The organism is Exiguobacterium sp. R-17, assembly GCF_049913315.1.
In the GTDB taxonomy this organism is placed as follows: Bacteria; Bacillota; Bacilli; order Exiguobacteriales; family Exiguobacteriaceae; genus Exiguobacterium_A.
Genome location: NZ_CP184373.1, coordinates 171,900 through 196,999 on the forward strand (window position 1 = coordinate 171,900; position 25,100 = coordinate 196,999).

16 protein-coding genes are annotated in these 25,100 nt (G+C 46.9%); 12 read left to right on the forward strand and 4 right to left on the reverse strand.

Going from position 1 to position 25,100, the window contains the following annotated elements; translation table 11 throughout:
* Window positions 1–23: 23 nt before the first annotated feature.
* Together ACN9MT_RS16440 and ACN9MT_RS16445 are read right to left on the reverse strand one after the other, a co-directional pair.
* Window positions 24–2,399, reverse strand: coding sequence for an ATP-dependent helicase (locus ACN9MT_RS16440; RefSeq protein ID WP_426273666.1), 2,376 nt, complete (start codon window positions 2,397–2,399; stop codon window positions 24–26).
* Window positions 2,380–4,173 carry an ATP-dependent nuclease gene (locus ACN9MT_RS16445; protein WP_426273668.1) on the reverse strand — a complete coding sequence of 598 codons (1,794 nt, stop codon included), beginning with the start codon at window positions 4,171–4,173 and terminating at the stop codon, window positions 2,380–2,382. The genes ACN9MT_RS16440 and ACN9MT_RS16445 overlap by 20 nt, the downstream gene beginning before the upstream one ends.
* Window positions 4,174–5,848: 1,675 nt before the next feature.
* Here ACN9MT_RS16445 and ACN9MT_RS16450 point away from each other — a divergent pair.
* Window positions 5,849–6,385: a hypothetical protein gene (locus ACN9MT_RS16450; protein ID WP_426273670.1), complete on the forward strand. Its 537-nt coding sequence runs from the start codon at window positions 5,849–5,851 to the stop codon at window positions 6,383–6,385.
* 30 nt (window positions 6,386–6,415) lie between these two features.
* Window positions 6,416–7,096: a hypothetical protein gene (locus ACN9MT_RS16455; protein WP_426273672.1), complete on the forward strand. Its 681-nt coding sequence runs from the start codon at window positions 6,416–6,418 to the stop codon at window positions 7,094–7,096.
* A gap of 48 nt (window positions 7,097–7,144) precedes the next feature.
* Here ACN9MT_RS16455 and ACN9MT_RS16460 read toward each other — a convergent pair whose 3' ends face one another.
* Together ACN9MT_RS16460 and ACN9MT_RS16465 are read right to left on the reverse strand one after the other, a co-directional pair.
* Window positions 7,145–7,411: a hypothetical protein gene (locus tag ACN9MT_RS16460; RefSeq protein ID WP_426273674.1), complete on the reverse strand. Its 267-nt coding sequence runs from the start codon at window positions 7,409–7,411 to the stop codon at window positions 7,145–7,147.
* 12 nt (window positions 7,412–7,423) lie between these two features.
* Window positions 7,424–8,815 carry a hypothetical protein gene (locus ACN9MT_RS16465; RefSeq protein ID WP_426273675.1) on the reverse strand — a complete coding sequence of 464 codons (1,392 nt, stop codon included), beginning with the start codon at window positions 8,813–8,815 and terminating at the stop codon, window positions 7,424–7,426.
* 347 nt (window positions 8,816–9,162) lie between these two features.
* Here ACN9MT_RS16465 and ACN9MT_RS16470 point away from each other — a divergent pair, with 347 nt between their 5' ends.
* The 10 genes from ACN9MT_RS16470 to ACN9MT_RS16515 all read left to right on the forward strand — a co-directional run bounded on the left by ACN9MT_RS16470 (window position 9,163) and on the right by ACN9MT_RS16515 (window position 25,061).
* Window positions 9,163–11,154 (forward strand): hypothetical protein, encoded by a 1,992-nt coding sequence (locus ACN9MT_RS16470; protein ID WP_426273677.1) that lies wholly within the window; start codon window positions 9,163–9,165, stop codon window positions 11,152–11,154.
* Window positions 11,155–13,200: 2,046 nt separating this feature from the next.
* Window positions 13,201–14,343 (forward strand): hypothetical protein, encoded by a 1,143-nt coding sequence (locus tag ACN9MT_RS16475; RefSeq protein WP_155960224.1) that lies wholly within the window; start codon window positions 13,201–13,203, stop codon window positions 14,341–14,343.
* Between the two features lie 83 nt (window positions 14,344–14,426).
* The gene (locus ACN9MT_RS16480) at window positions 14,427–14,762 is read left to right on the forward strand and encodes a hypothetical protein (RefSeq protein WP_426273680.1); all 336 of its coding nucleotides are present in this window, start codon (window positions 14,427–14,429) and stop codon (window positions 14,760–14,762) included.
* A 1,614-nt stretch (window positions 14,763–16,376) separates the two neighbouring features.
* Window positions 16,377–17,453 (forward strand): hypothetical protein, encoded by a 1,077-nt coding sequence (locus ACN9MT_RS16485; protein ID WP_426273682.1) that lies wholly within the window; start codon window positions 16,377–16,379, stop codon window positions 17,451–17,453.
* Window positions 17,454–18,080: 627 nt separating this feature from the next.
* Window positions 18,081–18,860 (forward strand): ParA family protein, encoded by a 780-nt coding sequence (locus tag ACN9MT_RS16490; protein ID WP_035412957.1) that lies wholly within the window; start codon window positions 18,081–18,083, stop codon window positions 18,858–18,860.
* Window positions 18,857–19,540, forward strand: a complete 684-nt coding sequence (locus tag ACN9MT_RS16495; protein ID WP_214859003.1) for a DUF3102 domain-containing protein — start codon at window positions 18,857–18,859, stop codon at window positions 19,538–19,540. Before ACN9MT_RS16490 ends, ACN9MT_RS16495 begins: the two co-directional genes overlap by 4 nt.
* The gene (locus ACN9MT_RS16500) at window positions 19,537–20,313 is read left to right on the forward strand and encodes a ParA family protein (RefSeq protein ID WP_035412959.1); all 777 of its coding nucleotides are present in this window, start codon (window positions 19,537–19,539) and stop codon (window positions 20,311–20,313) included. The genes ACN9MT_RS16495 and ACN9MT_RS16500 overlap by 4 nt, the downstream gene beginning before the upstream one ends.
* Window positions 20,310–21,101 (forward strand): hypothetical protein, encoded by a 792-nt coding sequence (locus ACN9MT_RS16505; RefSeq protein ID WP_426273686.1) that lies wholly within the window; start codon window positions 20,310–20,312, stop codon window positions 21,099–21,101. The genes ACN9MT_RS16500 and ACN9MT_RS16505 overlap by 4 nt, the downstream gene beginning before the upstream one ends.
* Before the next feature lie 188 nt (window positions 21,102–21,289).
* Complete coding sequence (locus ACN9MT_RS16510; protein ID WP_426273687.1) at window positions 21,290–22,504, forward strand: ParB/RepB/Spo0J family partition protein; 1,215 nt, start codon at window positions 21,290–21,292, stop codon at window positions 22,502–22,504.
* Window positions 22,488–25,061, forward strand: a complete 2,574-nt coding sequence (locus ACN9MT_RS16515) for an SNF2-related protein (RefSeq protein WP_426273689.1) — start codon at window positions 22,488–22,490, stop codon at window positions 25,059–25,061. The genes ACN9MT_RS16510 and ACN9MT_RS16515 overlap by 17 nt, the downstream gene beginning before the upstream one ends.
* Window positions 25,062–25,100: the final 39 nt, after the last annotated feature.

Genomic DNA, 25,100 nt, shown 5'->3' on the forward strand with positions numbered 1-25,100 from the left:
AGAAGTTAAGAATTTTAAATAAATTACAGGAAAAATGCTCTTATTTCCTGACTCTGAAAATCAATTAAATCGAATTGCGACATTCTATCTAAATCACTTTTATTCTCGTTTATAAAAATTAATAAATATGGTAATATTTCGTCTTGAGGATTTAATGAACTTAACTCATTTAAAATTATTTTCTTTGTTGGTCGAATATCAAATTTCCAAGCTAAATTCCATAAGATTTTTAAAGTTTCTATTCTCGTTTCAACATTGTCTGAAGCTTTATAAAGTTTTAAAGTAAAATCTCCAAATCTATATTTTTCTTTAAACGGCCAACCAACACTTCTTATACATATATCAAAACTCTCTTCAAGGATTTTTATAAAATCAATTAAGTGATCGTCTAGAAAGTTAATGTAGTTTTCAAAATAATCGTGATTAGAAAAATAATCCAATAAAGGATTTATAAACTCATGGTATTCACTTCTTTTAACATGCTTATTTTCAATCAGTTCATTTAGATCATTCATACTGACATCACTATTTTTCTCAAAATATTCTTTGAGATTAGTCATCGAAAAATCTTGGGCTTTCAATGTAGGTATGTCTAGTTCTTTTTTTAAATCCAGTACAAAGCGAGACGGACCCTCTTCAATTATTTCTTTTTTGTTATTTTCATACCATCCAGAGTATGTGATATGAATTTCTTTTTTAGCTCTGGTTATTCCTACATAGAAAAGCCTTTTTGATTCCTCAACCTCATATTTATTAGCATTTATGAAAGGAATTTTACCCTCTTCCATACGAAATAATATTACATGTTCGAACTCAAGACCTTTCGCACTATGTAAAGTAATTAAATTAAGATGTTCAGTCGACTCTCGTCTTCCTGAAAATGATTTTAATTCGAAGTCTTTCATTTCTCCAATTTCGCTTTCTTGTTTTAATTTCTCGAAAGATTCAATTTCATCTCTTAAATTCATGCTGTTTTTTATAGTAACCTTTAAAATTTCTTCATAAAAATCATTAAGCCAAACCTTCAATAAAGGATTTTTATTCCTATTGTCCAATAAAAATAAAATAAGCTTTTTCCTTAGTTCAAGTATTTCCTCAAATTCTAATTCGCCGCTTTTGATAAAACTTTCCCACTGAATTATCACTTTGTTAAATAAAATCGAACTTTTATCCTCCCAGTTGGTTAACAAGTTCGCACAATCTTCTAACCATCGATTAAACTTACTTCTCAAATAAGCAGTATCATTATCAATTCTAAAGTACTGGAAGTTAATTTTTTTCTCAGTTATGACTTTCTCTAATATATCTCCTTCATTCTTACTCTGATAAAGTATAGCTATGTCTTTTAAATCAGTACCCCTATTACGTTTTAATATATCAGGAATTATTTCAGAAAATATTTTTATGGCTTGACTTTCTACACCTTCTAAAATCTTATAAAATTTTATTTTACCTTCAATGTTTTTAACAGCTTTATAGCTTCTTTTTATTCCTAAAAATTTGTTCGCTACACTTACAATATCAGTGCTAGATCTGTAGTTTAATTTCAATTGAATCGTATCAACGTTATCTATCATACTCAGTTCTTTAATTAAAGAAGGGTTAGCACCGGTAAAGCCATATATCGATTGATCAGGATCTCCGAATGCGATAAGTCTAGAATCAGTATCTTCACATAGCTTCAATACTATTTTATGTAGTGCCAAACCTAAGTCTTGATACTCATCAATTATTAGATGAGGAAATTTGGCAATAAGTATCTTTTTCACCCAATCATAATTTTCTATTATTTCTAAGCTTGTTAAAACAATATCATCGTAGTCAATTTTATTATTTTCTCGCAAAATCGATTTGTATTTTTCAATCCACTTTGCAAAGTTCGGATTTTTCGAACCATAAAGTTTAGTTGTAGGTAGATATGTTCTACGATATTTTTGAACTTTTGTTAATAAAGATCGCTTAAATCCTTTTCCATTTTTTTTGATTATTTCATAGGATTTTTCCCATGCGTCATCTATCTCTTTTTTATTTGCAATTTTAAATTCTGCAGGAAAAACTATATCTGTTAAGTGTATAAAATTTTTAATGATGTATTGTAAACAAAAGCTATGGACTGTTCCTACGAAAAGATTATTCTCTTTTTTTATATCTAGAGCGTATAGTCTTTTTTCTATTTCTTGTACGCATTCATTACTATAAGTAATACAAGCTATCCCTCTAGGTCTTTTAATATCTTCTGTCATAATACGAGCTAATTTTAAGGTCAATACTTTCGTTTTGCCACTACCAGGTCCAGCTAATACTACACAGCTTTTATTGGAATTATATATTTGGACTTGTTCAGGATTATTGTATAGATTAGCAGCTTCAATTTCATATTTATATTCTACTTGAGACATATTCAATTGCCTCCTTTATATATACAGGTAAAGCCTTTTGATTTTTTAATACAATATTAGTTGCTACTCTCTGTGCAAATCTTCCTTTACCTATTTTTTCTATATCATCAAGAAATCGTTTTTCTTCTTTATCAATACTTTTGTTTGCATACCATTTTTCTGCTCGAGCTTCTGCTATTTTAACTTCCGTTAACTCTTTTATTGACTCAGTCATCGCTAAAGCACCGCCATTTTTAAATAAATCTATTTCAAAAGTATGAGTATTTCTAAAAATACCGTATTCCGAAGATTTTGAAATCAGTTCTTCATCTTTGTCTTTATATTTTTCTAATTCAACTTTGGGCATGACTTCTTGAAGTAATTTTTTTATTCTATTATTGCTAAGAGGTTCTTTACCTCCACCCTGAGGATCAAAGTCTGTAATTATTGAGAAAGGAATATCTAGACCTTTTTTTCCTAGTAACTTTACATAAGGAGCAAAATTAGTCCCTGAGACAGAACATATAGTAATACCTAACTCATCTAAAAAATAGTTATTTTGACTAGCTAATACAGGAACTAAAGTTTCCTCAGCGTCTCCTTCTACTAAAATCACGCCTTTAGCGAATAAAATTTCACCTCTTGTCACATTAATATACCTTTCTAAGTCTTTGACTTCTTTTTCAGTTATATCTAAATTTTTTGTAGATATACCTTCTGTTTTTTTCAAACTTTCTACCTTCTTTAAAACAACAAATGATTTTAATGGTGACACACTCGCTATATGCGGGGAGTGAGTAGTTAAAATACTTGTAAACTCTTCGTTTAATTTATCTTTAATTTCACTATTTCGTGTCTTTTTTAATAGATACTTATATACTAATCTTTGAACATGAGGATGCAGGTGTGCCTCAGGCTCCTCAATGGCTAAAAAAGTATGGTCTCTAGAGCCATCATGTACTAAAAATTTTAATTCTAATGTTTTTAACACTAGATAAAGCAGATTTGCTGATCCTTGACTCGCTTCACTTATTCCTCTTTTTCCATCGTCAATCAGCATTTTTATACTCCTAAATATTCTGTCAGGATCTGTAGGATTAAAACCAAGGCTTGTATCAATCATATGATTCGCCCCGACCAGTTCTTCTAATTGGTTATTGATATCCTTAGATAAATTAATTATTTGTTGATTCTCTCTTAATTTATCTGTAACTTTAGACATATCATCTGAAATTTTCTCTAGTTGTAAGCGGTCTATTTTTTTTGTGATTCTTTCTATTAAGGGTTTAAGAGGCGATTTTCCCCAGTTAGATAAATCTGATTCTGCATCCCTTAGAGCTGGTAAAATTTCAAAAGGAATAGCTTTTCTTATTTCATAACTCAATCTATTTTTAACGTCTTTTCCTCCATAAATAGCATATTCATATTCAGCCTTCTCTTGTTTAGTTTTTTTCGGATAATAGATATATGTAATACGTGCAGTTAATGGCTTTGCATTGACTAGGCAATTAGCAAATATACATAGCAAATCCTTATTATCATCAAAACCCGTGAACTCCACAGAAATAACAATTTCTTGATTTGTTATTGGTCTTTTAATCCCATCCCAAAAGTCGACGTCAGATAAATATCTAGCTGCTTCAGGTAATGAAGGATCAAGTAACAATCTTAAAGCATATAAAAAATTACTTTTCCCGACTTTATTCTCACCAATTATCACAATCTGTTCTCCCACTTCTACTTCTAGCGATTCAAAGTTTCTAAAATTTTTTATTTCAATTTTTTCGATTTTCATTTTTTTTCCTCACTTATCTATATTTTATATTAATCTCTTCACAATAAAGTTTACTCCTTATTGATTCCTTAGATAAAAATTGAATTAGTATTATATCTTCATTCTCATAATCATCATCCGCAACAAATGTCCACTCATTCAATATATCGATGAAACCAAACTTTAGCTTTTGTTCAAATAGTGGAGCCGGTCTTTCAACTACATTTTCTGTCCTTTCGTAAACTAACTCGATTTCATCATGTTCGACTTTCCGATGTAGACTCATGAGTACGCAAATACGTAGAAGGTTCCTCTCATAGAAAAGAGAATAAATCCTCGAAACCACTCTCTTCGAGTGGATGATTGAAGACGAACGTGAAGAAGTCTCTATGGTATAGCCATTTTCCATCAGGATGGATTGGATTGCTGCCGCCTGCCCTACTTCCAGGTACGTCCGGAGCACAGCTCCGCAACGTTCGACGTCTTCGTCTTTGCATGGAGGATTGGGTTCTCATCCTGCTTCGGAAGGTTGTTCTACATGACCACCTTGCTCTTCTGCTGGACCGGCGTGATGACGACGCCTCCCTCGGTCGTCTGTTTCACTTGTCTCCAGAATCGTTTGACGGAGCCTCCCAACTCCTTCTCCAATTTCGACCACAATTTATCCCCGATGAAGATCGTTCGTTTTTACTTGTTAATTATGTCCAGTGACATCAAATTCTTTGATTGTCCTTTTTCAATCAGGTAAGTAGCGCAGTCTGAAGCGTCTTAACTTGTTTACCATTTAATTATACATAATTTAAACATTCTATTATCTAGTTTAATGGTAATGTCTAGGGGGAGTTTACAAAAAAATCTATATAAAGGTAATACAATTATATAGTTTATTGTATTTTCTCATAGCAGTCTTTCAATCAACAAATAAACTTACAGAACTAATTTAAGGGAGTGTACTTACAAATGACGTGGTTTATCATACCGCTATCAATTACATCTTAATCAATAATAAATAATTGCTAACTACATCACACATTCCACGTCTTATTGCTTTGTCACCTCGGTAGGAAGAGGATAAGTCCCCCCTCGTATCTTTGCTATATAATTTTGTATACTTTTTAACCGATGGATTTTTAATAATACGATGGCTTAACACCAACGTTTATAGCGTGTAGGTTAACCGATTTAATTAACTAACCCTTATTTTGTAGAATTTCTTAGGGAACGGCTAGGTTAACTATGATGATTTAGTGCCACAAATATATGCCAAATAACAACGATGTTAGGGAACTAAAAGAACTGATGTACGTATGTTTATTAAAGATAATGATACATAGAAGGCTATTGAGATCGATACACGTACGGGACAGTTTACGGGCGTTACGTCGATGTCATCTTGGATTAATTCCAGTAAGCAATATCTTTATTCAAATACCAAAGAATAGAAAACTTAAAAGGTGAGGACACAATGAATGATCTTGACAACTTAAATCTTAATTTGCAGATATCACTTCCTGCATTGATATTAGTAATTACTCTTAAGGTGTTCATATTTAGGAAAGTAAAGAAAAAGCCCACTTTCCTTATTAACACTATCTTGAATTTTTGTATATACGCTATTGAGATTTTTCTCTTTTTCGGGATATTCCAACAAATTTTAATAAACTCCGGAACAACTTTAAGCAGTAGCGGAGACAGCATGTTAAAACAATTTTTTAATTTTTACACTGCTTATCAAATATTGGTATTTGCACTTATAAAACTTTATGACTCTCTGGAACAAGATCATTATGGTCCCTTGATTCATCAAATGGAAATAGCCCAACCTAGAATAGATGAAAATGCTGTAATCGAAAATTCTTCTGACGATAGATTCTTTATGGAGACAGTAAAATATTATAAAGACGGAAATTTTCTTCCAGGAAACGTAAAATCTATGTATAACAAGTTATACGATTTACTAACAGAGTACACTGAATTACTAGCGAAAATACGGATTGAATCAGAAGAAGTGAAAAAACTGGAAAGCAATTTATTAAATAAGCGGCTACCTTCAGAGAAAAGAAAATCTCTTCAAGTGTCCTTAAATCAATTAAAGTTCGAAACTGATTCAAATAATGAAGAAATGGAAAGAATCAAATTTGCTGTTCGTGACTTGAAGACCGATGCTGTTCGTGAAAAAGGAAAAAGAGATTCACACTGGAAGGTATCTTTACTATTACGCTTATTCAAATAACTTAATAACAGAAAAAGAGGTGATATTGATTTGTTCGGAACATACTTTACATTTTATACTGCAGTCCTGCTTGTGGTTATCAATATTTTTTTGATGCTATCGAAAGATTCAAAAAAACTCTCATTTAAAACCCGATTTAAAATTAACTTTATATATAAATTAATTGTTTATTTGGTGGAAATTTTGATTATGTTTTCGCTTTTTCAACTTATAATCATGGAAACACCTATTAAAAATTTATCTGCTTACGATGAAAGAAGCTTTTTAAAGCGATTCATTGATTTTTTTACAGTTTATCAAATTTTTATTTTCATTGTGTTGAATCTATATGATTCGTTAGATAAAGAAGTATACCTATCATTACTTCATCAAATTGAACGTATTCAGCCATATTTAGATGAAAACAAAAGTATACATTCAGTGATGTATAAAGTAGAAAGTTCTTCTTCTTACGAAAGATATTCAAAATATGATGATATTAGTCTTTCTAATAATGAATACTATATTGAGTTTTTAAAGTTACTGAGAGAATATGAAGAAAGCAGAGAACAAGAACCAGAGATAACTAAAGACATAAAGTTTAAGATCATTCTTTTCAAGGCTGACATTCTTGAAAAAAAAGAACGAATTGATAGCCTATGGAATTTATCTTTATATTTACGACTGCTTCTAAAACTCCTTAACAAAAAAAGAAGCCCCGATAACCAGTAATGGTCAACGGGGCTTTCCTTTATACATTTTTCTTATAATCTTACAATCTCATTCTTCGATGCCAAACTTGTCTGCATGGATTCCTTCGGGAGCGAATCGGATGGTATGGGAGCCTTCTTCTTCGTCATCAGCTGAGAATGTCCATTCATTGGAGACATCGACAAAATCAAATTCCAATCGATATCCGAAGTGCGGAGTAAGTCTCTCGACTACATATTCCGTCATCTCATAAACAGACTCTCCGATTGCTTCAATCTCTCCACGCTCGAATTCATTCCCGTCACTCGACAAGACATAATTCATCATTTGTTTCATCGTCAAACCTCCTTACGCATAGATGCTATCCAGATACGTATCGTGACTGCTATATACTTTTTCGAACTCTCTAGAATAGTGCTGCTTGCTACGATTCACCATGGTGATCAAGTCATCCTCTGCCATTTCGGTCGCTAGTAGCACTGATGCTCTCGACTGAAGTTCTTCTATCGACAAGATGCCGTCCTCCCCCATCAGCCATTCCATGAACGAATCCGGATCCGGCTTCTTGAGTGACTTGATGAACACGGTCGACTTCCCGATGCGTAGACTCTTGAGTACGCCGACACGTAGAAGGATGCTCTCATAGAACAGGTCCTCGAAACCGATTTCTTCGAGTGGATGAGTGAAGCCGTCCTTACGCAACGATGCGAGCGTGAAGAACTCATCTTTGGCTACATACGATTCAATCGTCTCTCGGTAATCCGAGATGTTCTTCTCCGAGACGCCAGCGCGGGAGAGACAGCGGTCCGTGATATAGAACCCTTTGTCGAGGAGAATCAACCGCGCATGTCGCTCCAGGTTCTTCAACAGTCGTCCGGCAATGTCCGTGCGGAGGACCCGATGTTGCTCGGTGCGGACATAGTCGTTCGCGAAGATGAGCTGCTCGAGGTACGCCGTCGAGTTCGGGTAGCGTAGGCGGACCGCGAGTTGATCATCGACCCGATAACCGAGCAGTTCCGCGTCAGCTGCGGTCAGTTGTTGCTTGTCATACGACGGTACTGTCTGACGGATGATGTCCACGAAATCCGCGATGGCATAGCCGTCCTCGGTCAGGTCGGACTGGATTGCTGCCACCTGCCCCGCTTCCAGGCTCGTCCGACTCCCCTCTTTCTTCGTCTGGATTGTCGTCTTCCGCCCATGGAGGTCCTTCACCAAGTCGGAGATGTAGCTGGCGTTGAACCAGTATCCTTGCTTCGTGATGGCGCGTCCGTCCGGTAGCGAGCATAGGTCCGCGGCGTTCGATGCCTTCGTCTTCGCATGGAGGATCCGGTTCTCATCCTGCTTCGGAAGGTTGTTCTTCATGACCACCTTGCTCTTCTGCTGGATCGGCGTGATGACGATGCCCTCCTCGGTCGTCTCCTTCACCTGTCTCCAGAACCGCTTGACGGAACCTTCCAGCTCCTTCTCCGACATCGACCACAACTTATCCCCGATGAAGATCGTACGTCCTTGCTTGTCCGTCCGGAACGTCAACAGGACGAACACCGTCTCCTTGAATCGACGATATACCTGACTCTCCTCCCAAGGCTTCTCGACCCATTCCAGGAAGTCGATGGTGTCCAGGGACATCAGCTCCTTCGGTCGTCCCTTCTCGGTCAGGTTGATCGTACGGATGGAGAGCTCTGGTTTTCCGGATTCCATCCGGAGACGTTCCACCTCGTCCTTCACCGACTCCACCATACGGCTCGCCACGTTCGTCAGGCGTGCCTTGCTCTTGTTGAGATCCGGGTTCAGTCCGTATGCTCTCGATATCTCCTCTAGGTCCATCCCTACGAGTTCGTGGAACAACAGGTCGTTCTTGTTCTGGTTCATTCCTGATTACATCCTTTCATCGATGGAGGGAATCCCCCCTCCCTACTCTTTCTCATACATCCATTATATGACTTTATATGAGAAAAGTAACGTTGGTGTCTAGAAAATCCTGTCATCATATTCGAATTCATATGGTCGTCCTTTCGTCCACATTCTATAATCGAAGTATAGGATGATTCGTCTTTAGGTACTTCTTTATGAGTAGGAGGTTGCACATGAACACCATAGGACACCATGAGAGATGGAGCGAGTACGAACTACTCGGATTGATGCATCGTGAGATGGAATCGATGGGCATCAGCGGCTATACGGTACTCCGTTCCCTGAGCGAGATCGGCGTCAGGCTCGATGACATATTGGACCCGGTCATCCGGAGCCACATCCCCGTGTCCCCCGAGAAATCCAAGGTCCTCTTCCGGATGGTCGACGACCTCGGCGCGGAGACGTGCCGCGAGCTATGCCGCAGGGCGAACCTATATCACCTGACGATATCCCAGATGCATCCCATCCCGTATGCCGTGATCGAATCGTTGCTCCGGAGACGAGGATTCATGCTCGTCGACTTCTCCTCGATGTCGTTCCTCGAGTTCCGTGAACGGACACGTGGCGAGGGGACGTCCACCCTCTACCGGAACATCATCGGTGCCATCGAGGAGTTCGGTCTGTTCGATGAGAATCGGGCGTCCTCGATGGATGATGGACGGGACGGGCTCAACGTCATCCCCTTCCCGGGTGATGGAAAAGATGACGAGCTATATCCTCTCGATTACGTCATCCAACGGCACGATGGCGACGACGCCCTGAGTCGATATTTGGTCGGAGGAGGACAATCGGGTACAATCTCCCTCGATGTCTTACGCGCACTTGTACGGGAATGGCCGAACGAGAAGATTTTAGAGAACCACCTCTTCGGAGAGGTGTTCGCGACATATGCGCTGGACCCTGTCATGTTCCAGACCGTCTTCGAGGTCCCTGATCGCATCGACCGTTACCTCGAGCTCCTCCATGGACGTGGGGTGCAGGAGTCGCTCTCCAAGGATTTCGTCGCCGGCCTCGATGCCGGGCAACTGTCCCGTTTCCTTCGCATGCGGGATGTCTATGTCTGCCCCGCCACGGGAACGGTCCGACACTACGATGTCGAGAACATCCTGCTCTCCTTGACAGAGGATAGTCACTCCCCCATCGATGAAGCGGTCATCGCGAGGGACGCAAAGCGGATGTCGACCGTCGTCAACCCACATGGACACATGGACACCCTGGGGATCACGAAGGAACGGGTGAAGGATGCCGTACGGGTCTCTCCTCACCTTCTTCGTGCCGAGGGATACGTCCGGCGTCTGAGGATTCCCTATGATGAAGACGTTCTATCCATCCTACTATCAGACAAGTTGGATGGATTACGTGGTGTCTTCACGCCCCGGGTCATCTACAATCTATTGTCCCCTGAGATACGTACACTCGACATCCATTCACTGATGGAGCTGAGGCACATGCTCGGACGGAAGCTCTCCTTCGACGAACTTCACGTCCTTTCTCGGGAAGAGATCGCCGTACGGATGAGGACGAGACGTGAGTTCATCGAGGGATTGATCGGACTTCATCCCGAGTTCATCTCCGTCCGCGTTTTGGCCGATGAGGCGGCCACGACGAGCGGTCATCGACGGGCGCACTGGGAACACCATCTCCGTTCCCTACTCCTCGATGATGTCTCGTACGTAGAGGTGGAGCCTGACGTCTTTCTCCGTGTGTCCAGATTGTTCGGTTCCGGTCTGTCCCCTTCCGAACTTGAGGGATACGTCTCCTGGCTTCTCGAGAGGTTACCTCATGAGGAGTTCATCAGCTCCTCTATGGCAGCAGGCCTGGGGCGAGGTCATGCGGTCTACGGACTAGGTTTTGATTCCATCTTCTTCGAGAGCGTGTTGCGCAGGAGTCCCTTGCTGCGTACGTCGTACATTCCCGGAGGCACCGTCTACTATCGGAACCGAAGACGAATCCGTCATTCGGCCGAGAGCTTTTTGTCCTTTCATGTCGAGGATGGAGAACCAATCGATGACTACCTCCATCGCCTGGAGGAGCGCTATGGTTTTCTACCTGTAGAGGAGCAAGCGCTTCGAATCCTCAAGGACACCGAGATTTACGTCTCGGACGAACTGGCACGACTATTCTCAGACAAGGATTCCTTCCTCCGACATGTATACGGGGATTGAACGTAAAAAAGTATGCGCCGGCGCATACTTTTTTTCATCCTCATCTTTTTTACTTTCACATGTACGTTCCTGAATGCTCTCTCCCGTTCCATTCTAGACCATAAGAATGAAGCGACATATAGATATGTCGAGGTCATGAAGATAGTATTCTTTTCAGCAGAGCGAATGGACGAAAAGTATGCGCCGGCGCATACTTTTTACTCAGCATAGAATGTCTCATATGAAACCCATATGTAACAGTACTTCTCACGTCCCCCCCTCTGACGCCATACCATCGTCCACTTTGATCCACGAGTCCATCCATCTACCAGATCCATCCTCACATCATCCTGGCTTCTGACGAATCGAGGACTCTCGAAGATGTGCATCATCTTGTTTCACGTGAAACATCGTTCGGCGTGATCACTCATCCTTATCCTTCGATTCAATGTCATCGTTCCTGTAACATTTTTTGCTTCTGTCAATCTGACGCAGTGTTAAAGATGATTGTCATCCCACCATCTCCTCCTATCCATTTAGAGGTTCAAAGACATATTTCTGTCTTTAGTATAGGTATGAGAAATCCCCCGTGACTATGTTGGATATTTATTATGAATATGGTACGTGAAATAAGAAAAAGTATGCGCCGGCGCATACTTTTTCTACTAGTCGCTAAATCTACTCATCCATGCATCCATTTCCGTCTGAGCCAATTCATGATTCCTATTCGGAGTTTTTTCGCTCTACGACATGACCATCGGAGGCCGGACTAGCCCCTCCTCTGATTCTCCGGGTGGACGCAAACATCATTCGTAGATGGATGATCATCTAGGTCAGGTATGATACATGTCTATTTGTCTTATATGAAGAAGTACGGAAAGACCTTGTAAAAAAGTATGCGCCGGCGCATACTTTTTCCCGTCCTCGTCATGCGGGAGACCGTCCATTTTGATGAAGTCGGTCTTCAGTCTTAATTCTTCCCGATATTCATTCATGGCGTCGATCAAGCTGTCTATTTTCTTGCTTATTAAACCCATCGACTTATGTATTTCGATGCCTGTACATTACTGATGATTTCTTCCATCTGTTTCGTCGTTCTGATAACAAAAAAGTATGCGCCGGCGCATACTTTTCTTTAACTTGAATACTTTGTTTCCATGACTGATGCATCGCTCACACTTTTATTTTAGGGGTTGCCACTTCACGAGGCAGCTCCAAATTCTTTAACTACACCTTCCTAGTCTGTGTTCGTTTCCCTCAAGACGAATGATATCCTCCCGCGAAGGTGTCATCCGATTGGCAGAAGCACTATGCCTCTTGGACGGATGGATTGCGAAAAAAGTATGCGCCGGCGCATACTTTTTTCGGAAGAGCAGACAAACAATCATTTCTATAGTAATCAGTAATCGTATCATCACCACTCATCGACTCAAGATGATTGATGGACACCTGCGTATTCTAGTGTTCTAAATACGAACCACAATCCAACAGAGCGCAATCCTGATATAGTAATCATCGATACACGTCACATGCTGTTTGCATCTATGGATGATGAACGTGCGTCCGGATCCACGATTCTCAATTCCTATGGTCATGTCTTATCAACGATTCCGGCGTTCCTAAAATGAAATGTCGACTACAAGACGGCGGTAGTCCTGATCCCTCGACGAGTTCTATTACCAAAAAGTATGCGCCGGTGCATACTTTTTGTCAGGTTTCCCCGTACATCGCATGACATGATATGCTAGATGTATCGAAAAAAGGGGGCGATGTACCATGGACAGTTCTTCATCCGTCCAACACCGACAGCTCGTCGTTTCTCAGGCGGCCAAGACGTTGCTTGAGAACGACGTCACCGAACAACTCGCCTCGATCGACATCGTCGACGTCGAGGCTTACGTCAACCAGCTCTATGAGGAATGTTATGAGTTCCAGAACGAGGAGGACGTCTATACGAAGCTCCGCTACTACTCGTTCAAGAAACTGAAGAGAAGATGGGTCAGATCCGCCATCCGAAACTATGTCGAGAATAAGGGGCCGATGAAAGAGCTTAGGGGATTGCATAAGATGTATCTCGAGTTCTGGGACATCTCAGGCAAGGAAGGCTTCCAACGAAAGTTCTCTGCCGACAGTGTCGAGGACCTCATGAAAGAACATATTCGCGAACTCGAGGAATGGGCCGAGAACAACAACCTCCTCATCCATACGTATCCACATTGGGGGCAGAAGACGAAGAACCAACGGACGAGCACCATGCGGACCGACGTCCTGATGGTCATCGGTGAGGTCGCGAAGGGACTGAAGCGAGTACAACCGAAGGCGCACGTCGCGACATCCACCTCAATCACCGTCCCGTTCTTCGGTCTGGCCGATCGCATGAAGAACACGACGGAGAAGTTCAACCAAGGGGAGGGGACATTGATGGACCTCTCTCTCGACCTACACGACTATTCTGCCGTCGTACCTAAATACAAGCAGGGCGTACCGAACAATCTATCCGTCCTCGTCAGCAATGAATTCCTGGCAGAACTCGACGGGAAGGTACCTGACCTTGATTCGCGCGATTTCGAGGCATTCAACGAGATACTATCCTATCGCGATATCTCGTTCCAGACGAACCGGAAGATCGTGTTCCCGATCTCGAAGCTCGTCAAGAAGATTTATGGCAACGACAGCGGGAAGAGCTATGCCCTTACGACGCAGCGTCTCGTCAAGCTGGGATACTATCGGGTTGCGGTCCGTAACGAAGAGGGCGACCTCTCCATCTTCGGTCTGTTCTCCTCCGTCAAGATAAGTGGGGCGTCCGCCATCCAGCGGGACACACAAATCACCGTGACCGTCTCGGAGGAGGTCTATGACGACCTGCTCAAACAACAGATCATCAGCATCTACGGGGAACAAATCGAACGACTGAAGGGGACGTTCGCCTATCATCTGTCGTTCGTCCTGCAGAAGGAACGTCTCTCCTCCTTCCAGCTCAAGGAGGAGATGCCGGCGAAGCGGCACTGGCGACAGTTCACCCATTCCATCCGCTTCAACAAGAGTCGGAAGGCCGAGAACCTGAAGGAGCTCGAGACGAACCTCGATCGGATAAAGGAGCTCGACTTCATCATCCAGGACTGGCATCGTTCAGGGGATTACTACTTCCTCTACTTCCATCCGCTCGAGAGATGGGAACTCGATGACCGGAGCAACGTGCTCTTGCTTTGAGTGACTCTTCCTAGCTCGACTGCTAACGATGTTTGCTCCTCTGGGGCAACAAAAACTGTCATCTTTCAAGGAGGCATACCCACATGATTAATCCAGAACACCTGACTCCTCTTCCGTACAAGGAGAGACTCTCGGAAGAAGATGTCCAGATGATCGAAGGACTGCAGGAAAACCGTGCAGCACTACAAGTCATCAATCGACTCACCTTCCGCTTCAGACGACTCAAGGAAAGAGATATCTACTCCGAGACAGTAGATTTCGATGAAGAGTTCCCTCTATTACATGAGAGCTTCGGTGAATCACTCATCCGATACTTCCGCTTGAAGGGGATTTCCGTCACGCGCGTTCCCCGTACAGGAGAAGAAGACCCTCTCAATACATTCGGGTATACTCTTCTCTTCGACTTCTCCTCGCTCTGAGATGATCGTTCATTCGTAGAAACGCTAATCATGGACCCGTCCACGAGGGGACGAGCGTCTACATGATGTATCCTTGTCGTCATTCTTTCTCCACAAAAGGATGACGTCTTCCCTCTTTAGTTCTCTCTTTAATCGTCTCTATAATTAGGGTAATGTCTTATTTTCTAATAGGAGAGCGTACGGATTTCTTCATCCGTACGCTCTTCTTCCATCTCCAAACATCTTATCGTTTTATGTCCGCATCACTACTTGAATCTTATGTACTGCCTAGATATCTGTTTTCCTCGAACTTTCGAATATGTCTTCAATCTCTTCATTCATCCGTTCCTCATGTCCACGCTCTTCGTCGATCACTACCTGATTGAATTTCGTCTCGTACTCCATCCTCACTCCATACTTCTTGTCCTCATCCATCTCAGTACTCATCCATCTCAGTACTCAACCATTACAGTCTGATAAGGTTGTCCATGTGGCTGGACGTTCCGCATGCTTCTTTTCTGATTTCCTCATTTCTTCTAGACCCAATGATAGTTTTCCCGATTCAATCACCAAGGCGAGGTAAAAGGTGACGCAGGAGAGTAAGAACAATGTTGATACCAATAAGAACGCACCACCTAAGCTTAGATTGAACATCTTCTCCAACTTAGATGTCGTGTTATTGACTGATTCCCATCCGTATGGCATTCGAACTGATGATTTCCTTCATGAAGAACCTCCGTCAGTTTTGATGGTGATTCGTCAGACTGAAGGACTCGTCGACATAAGGCTTATATCGGTCGTATTCACAGACGAAAAGAATCCATAGGAGGGAAATAGACATTTTGGTCGTCACGTACCGTACTCTACTTACCGGTTCCGACAGACGATCTTGGTCGTTAGTTTTAAGATGATCATCAAGATAAAAAAATAAGAACATACGTTCTCATTAGGTGGAGTTTCAGTCTGATTACGCATCGTAGTCCTCGTAAAAGGTCCATCAGAATGAAATCAATGCATATGTCGAATTATGTCGTAAAACGACCAATTTTTGATTATGGTCGTCCATTACCGTACCAGAACGACACATATTCAACGATTTCGGATGCCTTTTGTCGTCTTTCACCGTACCGGAACGACATCTTTCATGTTTTGGTCGCTTGTCACCGTACCGGAACGACACTTTTGAGAGAATGGTCGCGAATCCCCGTACCAGAACGACATTCCAAAGATTTTCTGAGATTTTTCAAATTTTTTTTAGATCCTCCAACATCAAGAATTGTCGTCTTTCACCGTACCGGAACGACACTTTTTCTTGTTCTGGTCGCCCAGCGCCGTACCGGAACGACACTTTTCTTGTTCTGGTCGCCCTTCACCGTACCGGAGCGACATCCATCAGTCAGAAAGCCTTGAAAATACTGGCGAAGAGAGGCCGTGGATGGCTTCATGTGGGGATTCCTTCGGTTTTGGTCGTAATCGACCGTACCGAAATGACATCTTTTTGACTCATGGAAACGGCTTCATATCAACGTTCCTGGCGTGTTGGTCGTCTTTTACCGTACCGGAGACGCGTTTTGACAGTTCTCCTCCCGGACAGGATACTAGGCTTAATAGTCCAGAGTAGGGGAGGTGTAGGCAATGTCGATGAATCAGCAGAACAGACACGTATTGGTCGCGAACAAGGTGTTGATCGCCATGAGCGGTCTGACGCGTTGGACGAAACGAGAAGAAGGCTTCATGTATGAACAGCATCACTATAACATCCCGGGACCGTTCCTCGCCCTGAAATGGACGAAGTCGCGGATCCGTCATCTTCTCACGCTTCTCTCGCATTGTGACGACAAGGGCGTGTTGTCCCTCGTCGAGAGCGAGACGCTCGCGGACCATGCCCGGACCTCCGTCCGTTCGTTGCATGACAACCTCCGTCTGTTCGAGGAGGTAGGACTCATCCGGTATGTCTTCCATTTCACCGGCGTCCTATCGATCGAGCTCGTCGACTACCTCTCCAACTATCGTGACCTCACGGAAGAATCCGGCAGCTTCGGTTCGAAGACGGGATATACCTCCATCTGGTGCGGGATGATCCGTCATCTCATGGAAATCGACCACGTCAACATCCTGCGTGTGGCATTGCGTGCCCTCGTACAGGTGGAACGGGACATCCATGTCCAGTCCCAGGAGAAGGCCATCCTCACCTATGATGAGGTGAAAGGCTTCCTCCCTCGCTATTGTGGCCATCGTCTCGCGGTGAAGGGCATGCTCGACCAGCTCTCACGCCTCTTCGACGTGCAACTCGTCGAGGACACGAAGGACTTCCTGTCGGCCGTCAAGGACAACATCTCGCTCAAGCGACGCATACATACCGTCACACGTCCGCTCATGTTCCAGATGAAGATCGGGGAGAAGGTCGACAGCAGACGCATCCGCGAGGCGGAACGCGCGAGCACGCTCATCGGTTGGTTCGACCTTCGTGAGGTGGCTCGTGACTTCGTCGACTTCGACCTGCTCGAGGTGCCTCAGTCCTCCCTCAAATCGCTCAGCGACACGTATGGGTTCGAGGCCTGTGACGAGGTCTTACGTTCGATTCGGAACGACTTCCTCCGCTACGGGGAACGCCTGCAGGAGACGGACGTCTATAGTCTCTTCTTCCAGTCCCCGCTCCTCTATCTCAATGAGCGTCTAAGACGACTCTCGGAAAAATTGGCCATCGCATGATGGTCTATTTGTCATGCCCTTTTCTGAAAAAAATGATGAAAACGAGGCAAATCACCTCTGATATCGACGTCATCGGCCTCGAAAAAGGGGGGTCTCCGCATCCAGGATGTCCGTCCAGGCGATTTTTCGAATGTGTCATACCATTCAGGAAAAAAAACAAATATACAGGACATAAAAAAAGCTAATGGATGCAGAGAAACGACTCGCATCGAACGAAAACGAGTAATCAGAGCGCATAATCCAGATGAAGGCGAACTTCTCCAAATCATCATGTCTCTTTATCGGACTTTGATTTCGGCAAGGAACGTTGGTATCACGGGCTCCATGATCGATTCACGTTTTCCAATTCTTTTTAATTCTTTTTTAATCCCTTCAATCTCCTAAAATATCTGTAATGAAGATAATCTGGTTAGCCCGTATGTCATCATATTGGAGAGGAGAACCCTCTCTGGTGATTGAAGTTCGGGAAGACTGACAAAACATCTTGTATACATTTCGACATCGAAACGTATACAACTTAATTTTGATGTATACTTATGAAAATCATAAAAAATCGATATCGAACGATAAAAATGATTGTCTTCAATCCTCTCGTATGTGATGATGGAGACAGAAAGGGGAGAGATGATGAACATTCTGACGTTCTACATATCAAAGGGAGGTTCCGGGAAGACGACCTGTTCCCTCAACATGGGGCATGCACTCGGTGAACTCGGTCAACGCACTTTACTCGTAGACCTCGATCCACAAGGTTCCCTCAGCAAGTTGATGCTGAAGGAGTCCGATACGATCAAGTACATGACGCTCTTCGACGTCCAGGCGCGCGGACTCGCCATCGAGGAGATTTTGTTCGACGACGAGAAACACAACATCAGCCTTCTCCCCTCGAACGAACGGAACGCCCGACTCATCAACCTGATATCGGAACAGGACAAGCTCTTCCTATTGAAGGACCTGCTCGCACCGCTCGCGGAGGAGTTCGACTGGATCATCCTCGACTCCGTCCCGTCGATCAATGAGCTCTCGAAGGTCGTCCTCTCCTGTGCGGACCATGTCATCGTCCCCTTCATGCCGAAGAAGCTGGTCTTCGATCAACTCGGCAGTACCATCCGGACGATCCGACAGGTGAAGAAGTTCTATAACGGCTCGCTCGAACTGACGGGCATCATGCCGGTCGCGCTCGACGTCGGACTGAAGGGTGACCGTGAATATGCGGAGGCCATGGGACGGCTCGCGGAGGAGGAGGGGCTCGCCGTGCTCCCGTCCGTCAGGCGTGCAGCCTTCATCGAGAAGGCCGCCGACAACGGGAAGAGCGTGCTGCAGTACAAGTCGAAGGAAGGACAAGAGCTCGCCGCACCATTCAGGGAGCTCGCTCGTCGTATGGTCGAAGGAGGGAAGGACGCATGAAGGCCCGGAACAAGCAAATCCATAAGATCAAGCCTCAGGAGCAACATCCGTATCGGAGCGGGTTGACGGACATCGGCTCCGTCGTCCAGAAGCTCCCCGTGTCGAAGGACCTCGAGAACCTGGCGGTCGAGATCAAGGAGCTCGCGCGCGTCCAGACGATATCGGTCTTCGAGATCGGCAAGCGTCTCTCGATAGCGAAGTCGGAGATGCACGATGGCAAGGAATGGCAAGGGTTCCTCGAGACGGTCCAGATGTCGAACTCGCTCGCCTCGCGGTACGTCAAGGCCTATGACACGCTCCAACCGTTCGAGGAGTCGCTCGGGAAGCTGCCGGCCTCGAAAATCTTCGAGCTCATGTACGTCGAGGACCCGGAGGACGTCGTGCTCAACGGCCTACCCGTGGAAGGCGGGCGGAAACCGATAGAGGAGGCGACCGTACGTGAACTCCGGGCTAGCCGTTCCGCCACGTCAGGCGTGAAGGTCAGCGCCTTCCGTCAGAAGAAGACGACGTCGACGGTCCTGTCGGCACGCGTGCCGACGGACACATCGGAACGCCTCCATGCGCTCGCGAGCGCACAAGGGCTCAGCATCAGCGAATATTTGTCACGATTGATAGAGGAATCGCTCGACCACGGCATCGTGGAGGGCTCAGATGAGACGGAAGGGGAAGAGAGACGATGAAGAAAATCGCGTTATACAACCGTAAGGGCGGGGTCGGGAAGTCGACGACGACGATCAACCTCGCGCACGCCTACGCCAGGGAGGGGCTCCGTGTACTCGTGATCGACGCGGACGACCAGGCGTCGACCTCGAACGGTCTCGGGCTGACCGAGGACTATCCAGGGAAGGTGCTGCTCGACTGTCTGATCAACGAGGACGACCCGTACTACGCACCGATCGAGCAGGTCATCGTCAACTGCGAGTACGAGACGGGGACGGTCCATCTCGTACCGACGCGTCGCTCCGCCTCGCCGACCGGCCTGACGAGCCAGATGGGCTACGAGTTCCGCCTGAGGGAGGAGCTCGCACGCGTCGAGGAACTGTTCGACGTCTGCCTCATCGACTGCCCGGGATCGACGTCCGCGTTGAACCCCTATGCTCGCTGCGCATTGGTCGCACAGGACATCATCGTGATGCCGGTGCAGATGCAGAAGTTCTCGATGGACGCCGTCTACACGGCACCCGAGGAGCTCGAGGAGATCAGACGCTACAAGGAGGACATCCACATCGCGGCATTCGTGCCGACGATGGTCGGTACGCGCTCGCGCGGGGACCTGACGACGGTCGAGGAACTCGTCGACCTCGGACGGGAGGTCGGCATCCCCGTGTTGACGACGATCCCGTACATGGTGAAGGTACAATCACTCCAGCGTGAGTCCCGTCCGGTCATCGACCACAAGGGTCCGGCGACGGACGCGTACCTGAAGCTCGCGGAGGAGGTGCTCGCATTATGAGTCGTAAGAAGAACGCACCGAAGTTCTCGAGTTTCCAGGCGAACGGCGCGCTCCCTGAGGCGACGAACCCGAACACGGACGCACGAGGGGAGAAGGTCGACGCCGTCAAGAAGTTCTCCTCGACGACGAGCGTCGCGAACCCGTATCAATCGTTGTCCGCGACCTCGTTGTCCCGTGTCGTGACGAAGAAGCTACCCGAGAACATGGACGGACTGGTCCAGTACTACAACCACATCGATGCCATCCATGCGACGAGCTTCGTCGAGAAGTGCCGCGTGCTCGCGCACGCCAACGCCATCTTCCGCTATGAGGGGACGCGTGACGGCTTCCGGCAGGAGGAGGGCGGATGGCTCGAGTTCGTCGGGCGCATCGGCCTGTCGCAGTCGCAGGTGAGCCGCTTCGTCTCGTTCTGGAACGTGTTCGGCGAGGAGCTGCTCGTCCGTGCGGTCGAGGAGGAGCTGACGGCGTCGAAGCTCGCGGAGCTGCTCTCCTGGCCGGAGGACCCGAGGGCTGTCATGCTCGAGGGACGTACATACCAGGTCGGGGACGGCGAGAAGACCGTCTACGAGATGACGCGGGAGGAACTCCGCGAGGTCAAGCGGATGCTAGGCGACCGCAAGGAACGACGCGTCATCGAACAACCGTCCGTCAGCCGTCCGGTCAAGCTGCGGATTGACTTCGGGGATGATGATCCGTTGTTGAAGAACCTGCAGGAACGGGCGGAAGAGGACGGAAGCAGCCCGGAGGACATCATCCGGCTCGCACTCGAGCAATATCTACGTCGTTGAAGCCATGAATCGGGCACGCTCATCTCCTCGGATGGGCGTGCCCGTCTGTCATGGGGGTCAGTTTAGAAATTCTGACAACTATTTCCGAAAACATACTGTCTTTATTTTCTATAAATGCGTAAAATTTAGTTATGGAGTCGCGTCACCAGCTGGTTGACGCACATGAAATTTGGGAGGAATCACAAGCTATGAACTTCGATAATAAGATCGACCTACAAAAAGAAATCGGTAAGACCATCTCGTTGACGGACGGAACGCGTAAGCTGACGATCAAGGGCCAGACACGCAGCTACCCGGTACACCGCATCCCGCTCGAGCACCTCTTATATAACCGCCAGAACGGACGCATCATCAGCTCGATGAACCGCTATGAATCGGAAGGCAAGGACATCCAGAGCCTCTCGAAGGACGAGTACAACGACCTTGTCGAGCAGTTCATCGTCGAGTCGAACAGCGCCGCGCTCAACAAGACGAAGCAGAACATCGATCTCTTCGGACAGCGCCTTCCGGGCGTCGTCCTCAACGACGGGACGGTCGTCGACGGGAACCGACGTTATACATGCCTCCGTCAGTTGAAGCGGGAAGGGAAGACGTCGTTCTTCGAGGCGGTCATCCTTGATCCGTCGGAGGGGCTCTCCGCGATCGACATCAAGCGACTCGAGCTCAACCTGCAGCACGGCGAGGAGCGGCCGGTCGACTATAACGCCATCGACAACCTGGTCGAGGTCTACAACGACATCGAGAAGAACAAGTACTTCACGGTGAAGGAATATGCGACGAACACGAACAAGACCGAAGGGGACGTCAAGAAGATGCTCAAGAAGGCGAACCTCATGGTCGAGTTCCTCTCGTTCATCAACGCCGAGGGCAAGTACTACGTGGCACGCGACATGGAGCTCGACGGACCGCTCCAGGAGGTCATGCTCATTTTGAACAAGGAAAAAGATGAAGTGGAGTACAAGAAAGTCAAAAGAACATTGTTCGCGGCGATGACGCTCTCGAAGGATGGCGACCTGACGCGCTATATCCGTCGCATCGGAAAGGAAATCATCCAGGCAAGTAACCGTGACCAGTTCCTCGACGAATACGACGACATCGTCGAGGATGTCCGTGATGCCTATCGGGAAGAGGCGAGCGTGACCGTGAACACGGTCAAGAAGGTGAACGAGAACCTCAAGAACGTACGCGAGGAGGCGAGCTCGATCGTCAGCAAGCGTGTGGACGAGACGGTGTTGACGCGCGTCAAGATGAAGCCGATCGACTCGCTCAACACGGTCATCCGGACGCTCGACAACGTCGACGCGGACCAGATCGCCCGGATGGATGCCGGCTCGAAGAAGGAGTTCGCCCGTCTCGTCGAACAGATCCGGAAGGAACTCGGGGCCTATGAGTCACGACTCTGACTTCCGCGACCTGGTGCTGCGCCCGTCCTACTATACGACGGAGCATCAGATCGGCAAGGACTTCTATACGCCCGTCCTCGGACGGGCGGTCGCCTATGACCGGGTCAGCGGCTACTTCAGCTCGAAAGCATTGGCCTCCTATGGCCAGGGCGTCAAGGGACTGGTCCGAAACGGCGGACGGATGCGGCTCATCGTCTCGGAGGAGCTGTGCGAGGAGGACGTACGGCTGATACGACAGGGCTATGCCTTGCGCGAGCAGACCGTCGACGACCTGCTCGGACGACTCGACGAAAAGCTCGACAACCAGGAAATGATGGACTACTGCAACCTTGCGCATCTGATCGCGACCGGCGTCGTCGACATCCGGATCGGCTTCAAGTCGTCCGGATTGTTCCATTCGAAGTTCGGGCTCGTCGAGGACGGATACGGGAACGTCATCTACTTCACGGGCTCGAACAACGAGACGAGCGCAGCCATTCAGAACAACTTCGAGTCCTTCGACATCACGACGACATGGCTCTCCTCCCCGTTCGACGTCGAGAAAATCCCTCGCGCACGTCGCGAGTTCGACTTGCTCTGGGCGGACCGGATGCGGGAGGAAAACATCTACGTCAAGCACATCGAGGAACTCATCATCAAGAAGATACTGACATACGACAAGGGGACGATCATATTGGACAAGGAGATGCTACAGGAGGACGCGATGATCCTCACGGTGGACGATGATGGACGGTTCGTAATCCACGATAACGTGACACCAGGCAAGATAAAAGAAGGTGAGCTCACTATCGTGGATAAGCTGGATCCATATTACTCGGACAAGGGATATCCTTTTTTTCGAGAAGATTTAACGTATGTTGAGATTCGAGAAATCGTAAAGCTTTTTAAAAAACTTGGGCGACGACGGGACTTCGACGTCGTGGAGACTCGTGCGTTGATTGAACATCTCGAGCGACAGACCTATCTCATCGAGGAACGATCGAATTACGCGATGTTGCTGAAGACGCAGGACGACCGAATCGAGGATAAGTATGCGAACTTCGCATCGATCGTCGACCGTGAGCTGCACCGGGAACTCCGCGACAAGCAGATGCAGTCCGCCTTCTACATGGCGGAGATGCACCGGGCGGCGAACTTCTCCGTACCGGGTGCAGGGAAGACCTCGATGGTATACGGCGCCTTCGCCTATCTGTCCTCCCCGGAGGTCGACCGCGTGAACAAGATCATCATGATTGGGCCGAAGAACACGTTCCTCGCCTGGAAGGACGAGTACGTCGAGAACTTCGGGACGAAGCGGAGCCTAAGCCTTCTCAACGTCCATGACTCGGTCGAGCCAATCCGTCAGCTTCGTCTCGGTGGAGACTCGTTCGACCTCGTCCTCGTCAACTATGAGTCGCTCGGACGATTCGAGGGCGTGCTCAGCGACGTCATCGACGGACGCACGATGCTCGTCTTCGACGAGGTCCATAAGATCAAGGGGATGAAGAGCAAACGGGCCCAGATTGCGAAGCGTCTCTCGACGCTGACTTCCTATAAGTACGTCCTGACCGGTACGCCGATACCGAACACCTACGAGGACGTCTATAACTTCCTGAACATCCTGTACGGGGAGGACTACAAGAGCTTCTTCAACTTCAAGCCGAGCGAGCTGAAGAATCCTTCCTCGACCCGCATCGAGGAAATCAACGCGAAGCTGCTGCCGTTCTTCTGGCGGACGACGAAGCACGAGCTCCAGGTGCCGCAGGCGGAGCCGGACATCCAGTACCACGTGGAGGCGAACGACGCCGAGCAGGCGATCATCGACCTCGTCCATCGCAAGTACCTGGGGAACCCGTTCAGCATGTACATCCGCCTCCTGCAGGCCTCGACCTGCCCGGAGCTCCTGTTGCGGGCACTCGACTTCCAGGAGATGTATGGAGAGGAGGAGGCATCCGGACTCACCTTCGCCGGACAGGAGGACACGCCTCCCGTCACGCTCGACCGCTCGGAGGTCGAACTGTTGCGCCGCGTGCCGACGACCCGGAAGTTCCGTGCCGGGGTGGAGCTCGTCTCCGACCTGCATGATGAGGGCAAGACGGCCGTCGTCTGGTGCATGTTCGTCCATACGATCGACAAGTTCCGGGCGGAGCTTCTCGCCCGGGGCATCAAGGCGGAGGCAATCTATGGGAGTACGCCGCTCGAGGAGCGCGAACGCATCATCAAGTCGTTCCAGGCGGGCGAGCTCGACGTCATCGTCACGAACCCGCATACCCTCGCCGAGTCGGTATCGCTACATCACGTCTGTCATGATGCGGTCTACCTAGAATATTCGTTCAACCTGACGCACATGCTGCAATCGCGCGACCGCATCCATCGACTGGGTCTACCTCAGGGACAATACACACGTTATCACTACATGATGATGCAAGGACAACCGGAGGAACATGGGATGGTCGACGAGAAAATCTATGACCGCCTCAAGATGAAGGAGCAACGCATGCTCGACGCAATCGAGAACGGCGAGCTCCGTCCGGATCCGACGGTCGACTATGAGGAAATCATCGCACTATTCGAGTGACGGTCCGGTCGAACGGAATCGTCTAGAAGCAATCTGGCA

Bases quoted from the DNA above. Each gene is read 5' to 3' on its own strand.
- ACN9MT_RS16440 (WP_426273666.1), bottom strand. From the start codon at position 2,399: ATGTCTCAAGTAGAATATAAATATGAAATTGAAGCTGCTAATCTATAC.
- ACN9MT_RS16465 (WP_426273675.1), bottom strand. From the start codon at position 8,815: ATGGTGGAGTCGGTGAAGGACGAGGTGGAACGTCTCCGGATGGAATCC.
- ACN9MT_RS16475 (WP_155960224.1), top strand. From the start codon at position 13,201: ATGTATCTCGAGTTCTGGGACATCTCAGGCAAGGAAGGCTTCCAACGA.
- ACN9MT_RS16445 (WP_426273668.1), bottom strand. From the start codon at position 4,173: ATGAAAATCGAAAAAATTGAAATAAAAAATTTTAGAAACTTTGAATCG.
- ACN9MT_RS16495 (WP_214859003.1), top strand. From the start codon at position 18,857: ATGAAGGCCCGGAACAAGCAAATCCATAAGATCAAGCCTCAGGAGCAA.
- ACN9MT_RS16460 (WP_426273674.1), bottom strand. From the start codon at position 7,411: ATGAAACAAATGATGAATTATGTCTTGTCGAGTGACGGGAATGAATTC.
- ACN9MT_RS16515 (WP_426273689.1), top strand. From the start codon at position 22,488: ATGAGTCACGACTCTGACTTCCGCGACCTGGTGCTGCGCCCGTCCTAC.
- ACN9MT_RS16505 (WP_426273686.1), top strand. From the start codon at position 20,310: ATGAGTCGTAAGAAGAACGCACCGAAGTTCTCGAGTTTCCAGGCGAAC.
- ACN9MT_RS16500 (WP_035412959.1), top strand. From the start codon at position 19,537: ATGAAGAAAATCGCGTTATACAACCGTAAGGGCGGGGTCGGGAAGTCG.
- ACN9MT_RS16510 (WP_426273687.1), top strand. From the start codon at position 21,290: ATGAACTTCGATAATAAGATCGACCTACAAAAAGAAATCGGTAAGACC.
- ACN9MT_RS16480 (WP_426273680.1), top strand. From the start codon at position 14,427: ATGATTAATCCAGAACACCTGACTCCTCTTCCGTACAAGGAGAGACTC.
- ACN9MT_RS16490 (WP_035412957.1), top strand. From the start codon at position 18,081: ATGAACATTCTGACGTTCTACATATCAAAGGGAGGTTCCGGGAAGACG.
- ACN9MT_RS16450 (WP_426273670.1), top strand. From the start codon at position 5,849: ATGTTAAAACAATTTTTTAATTTTTACACTGCTTATCAAATATTGGTA.
- ACN9MT_RS16470 (WP_426273677.1), top strand. From the start codon at position 9,163: ATGAACACCATAGGACACCATGAGAGATGGAGCGAGTACGAACTACTC.
- ACN9MT_RS16485 (WP_426273682.1), top strand. From the start codon at position 16,377: ATGTCGATGAATCAGCAGAACAGACACGTATTGGTCGCGAACAAGGTG.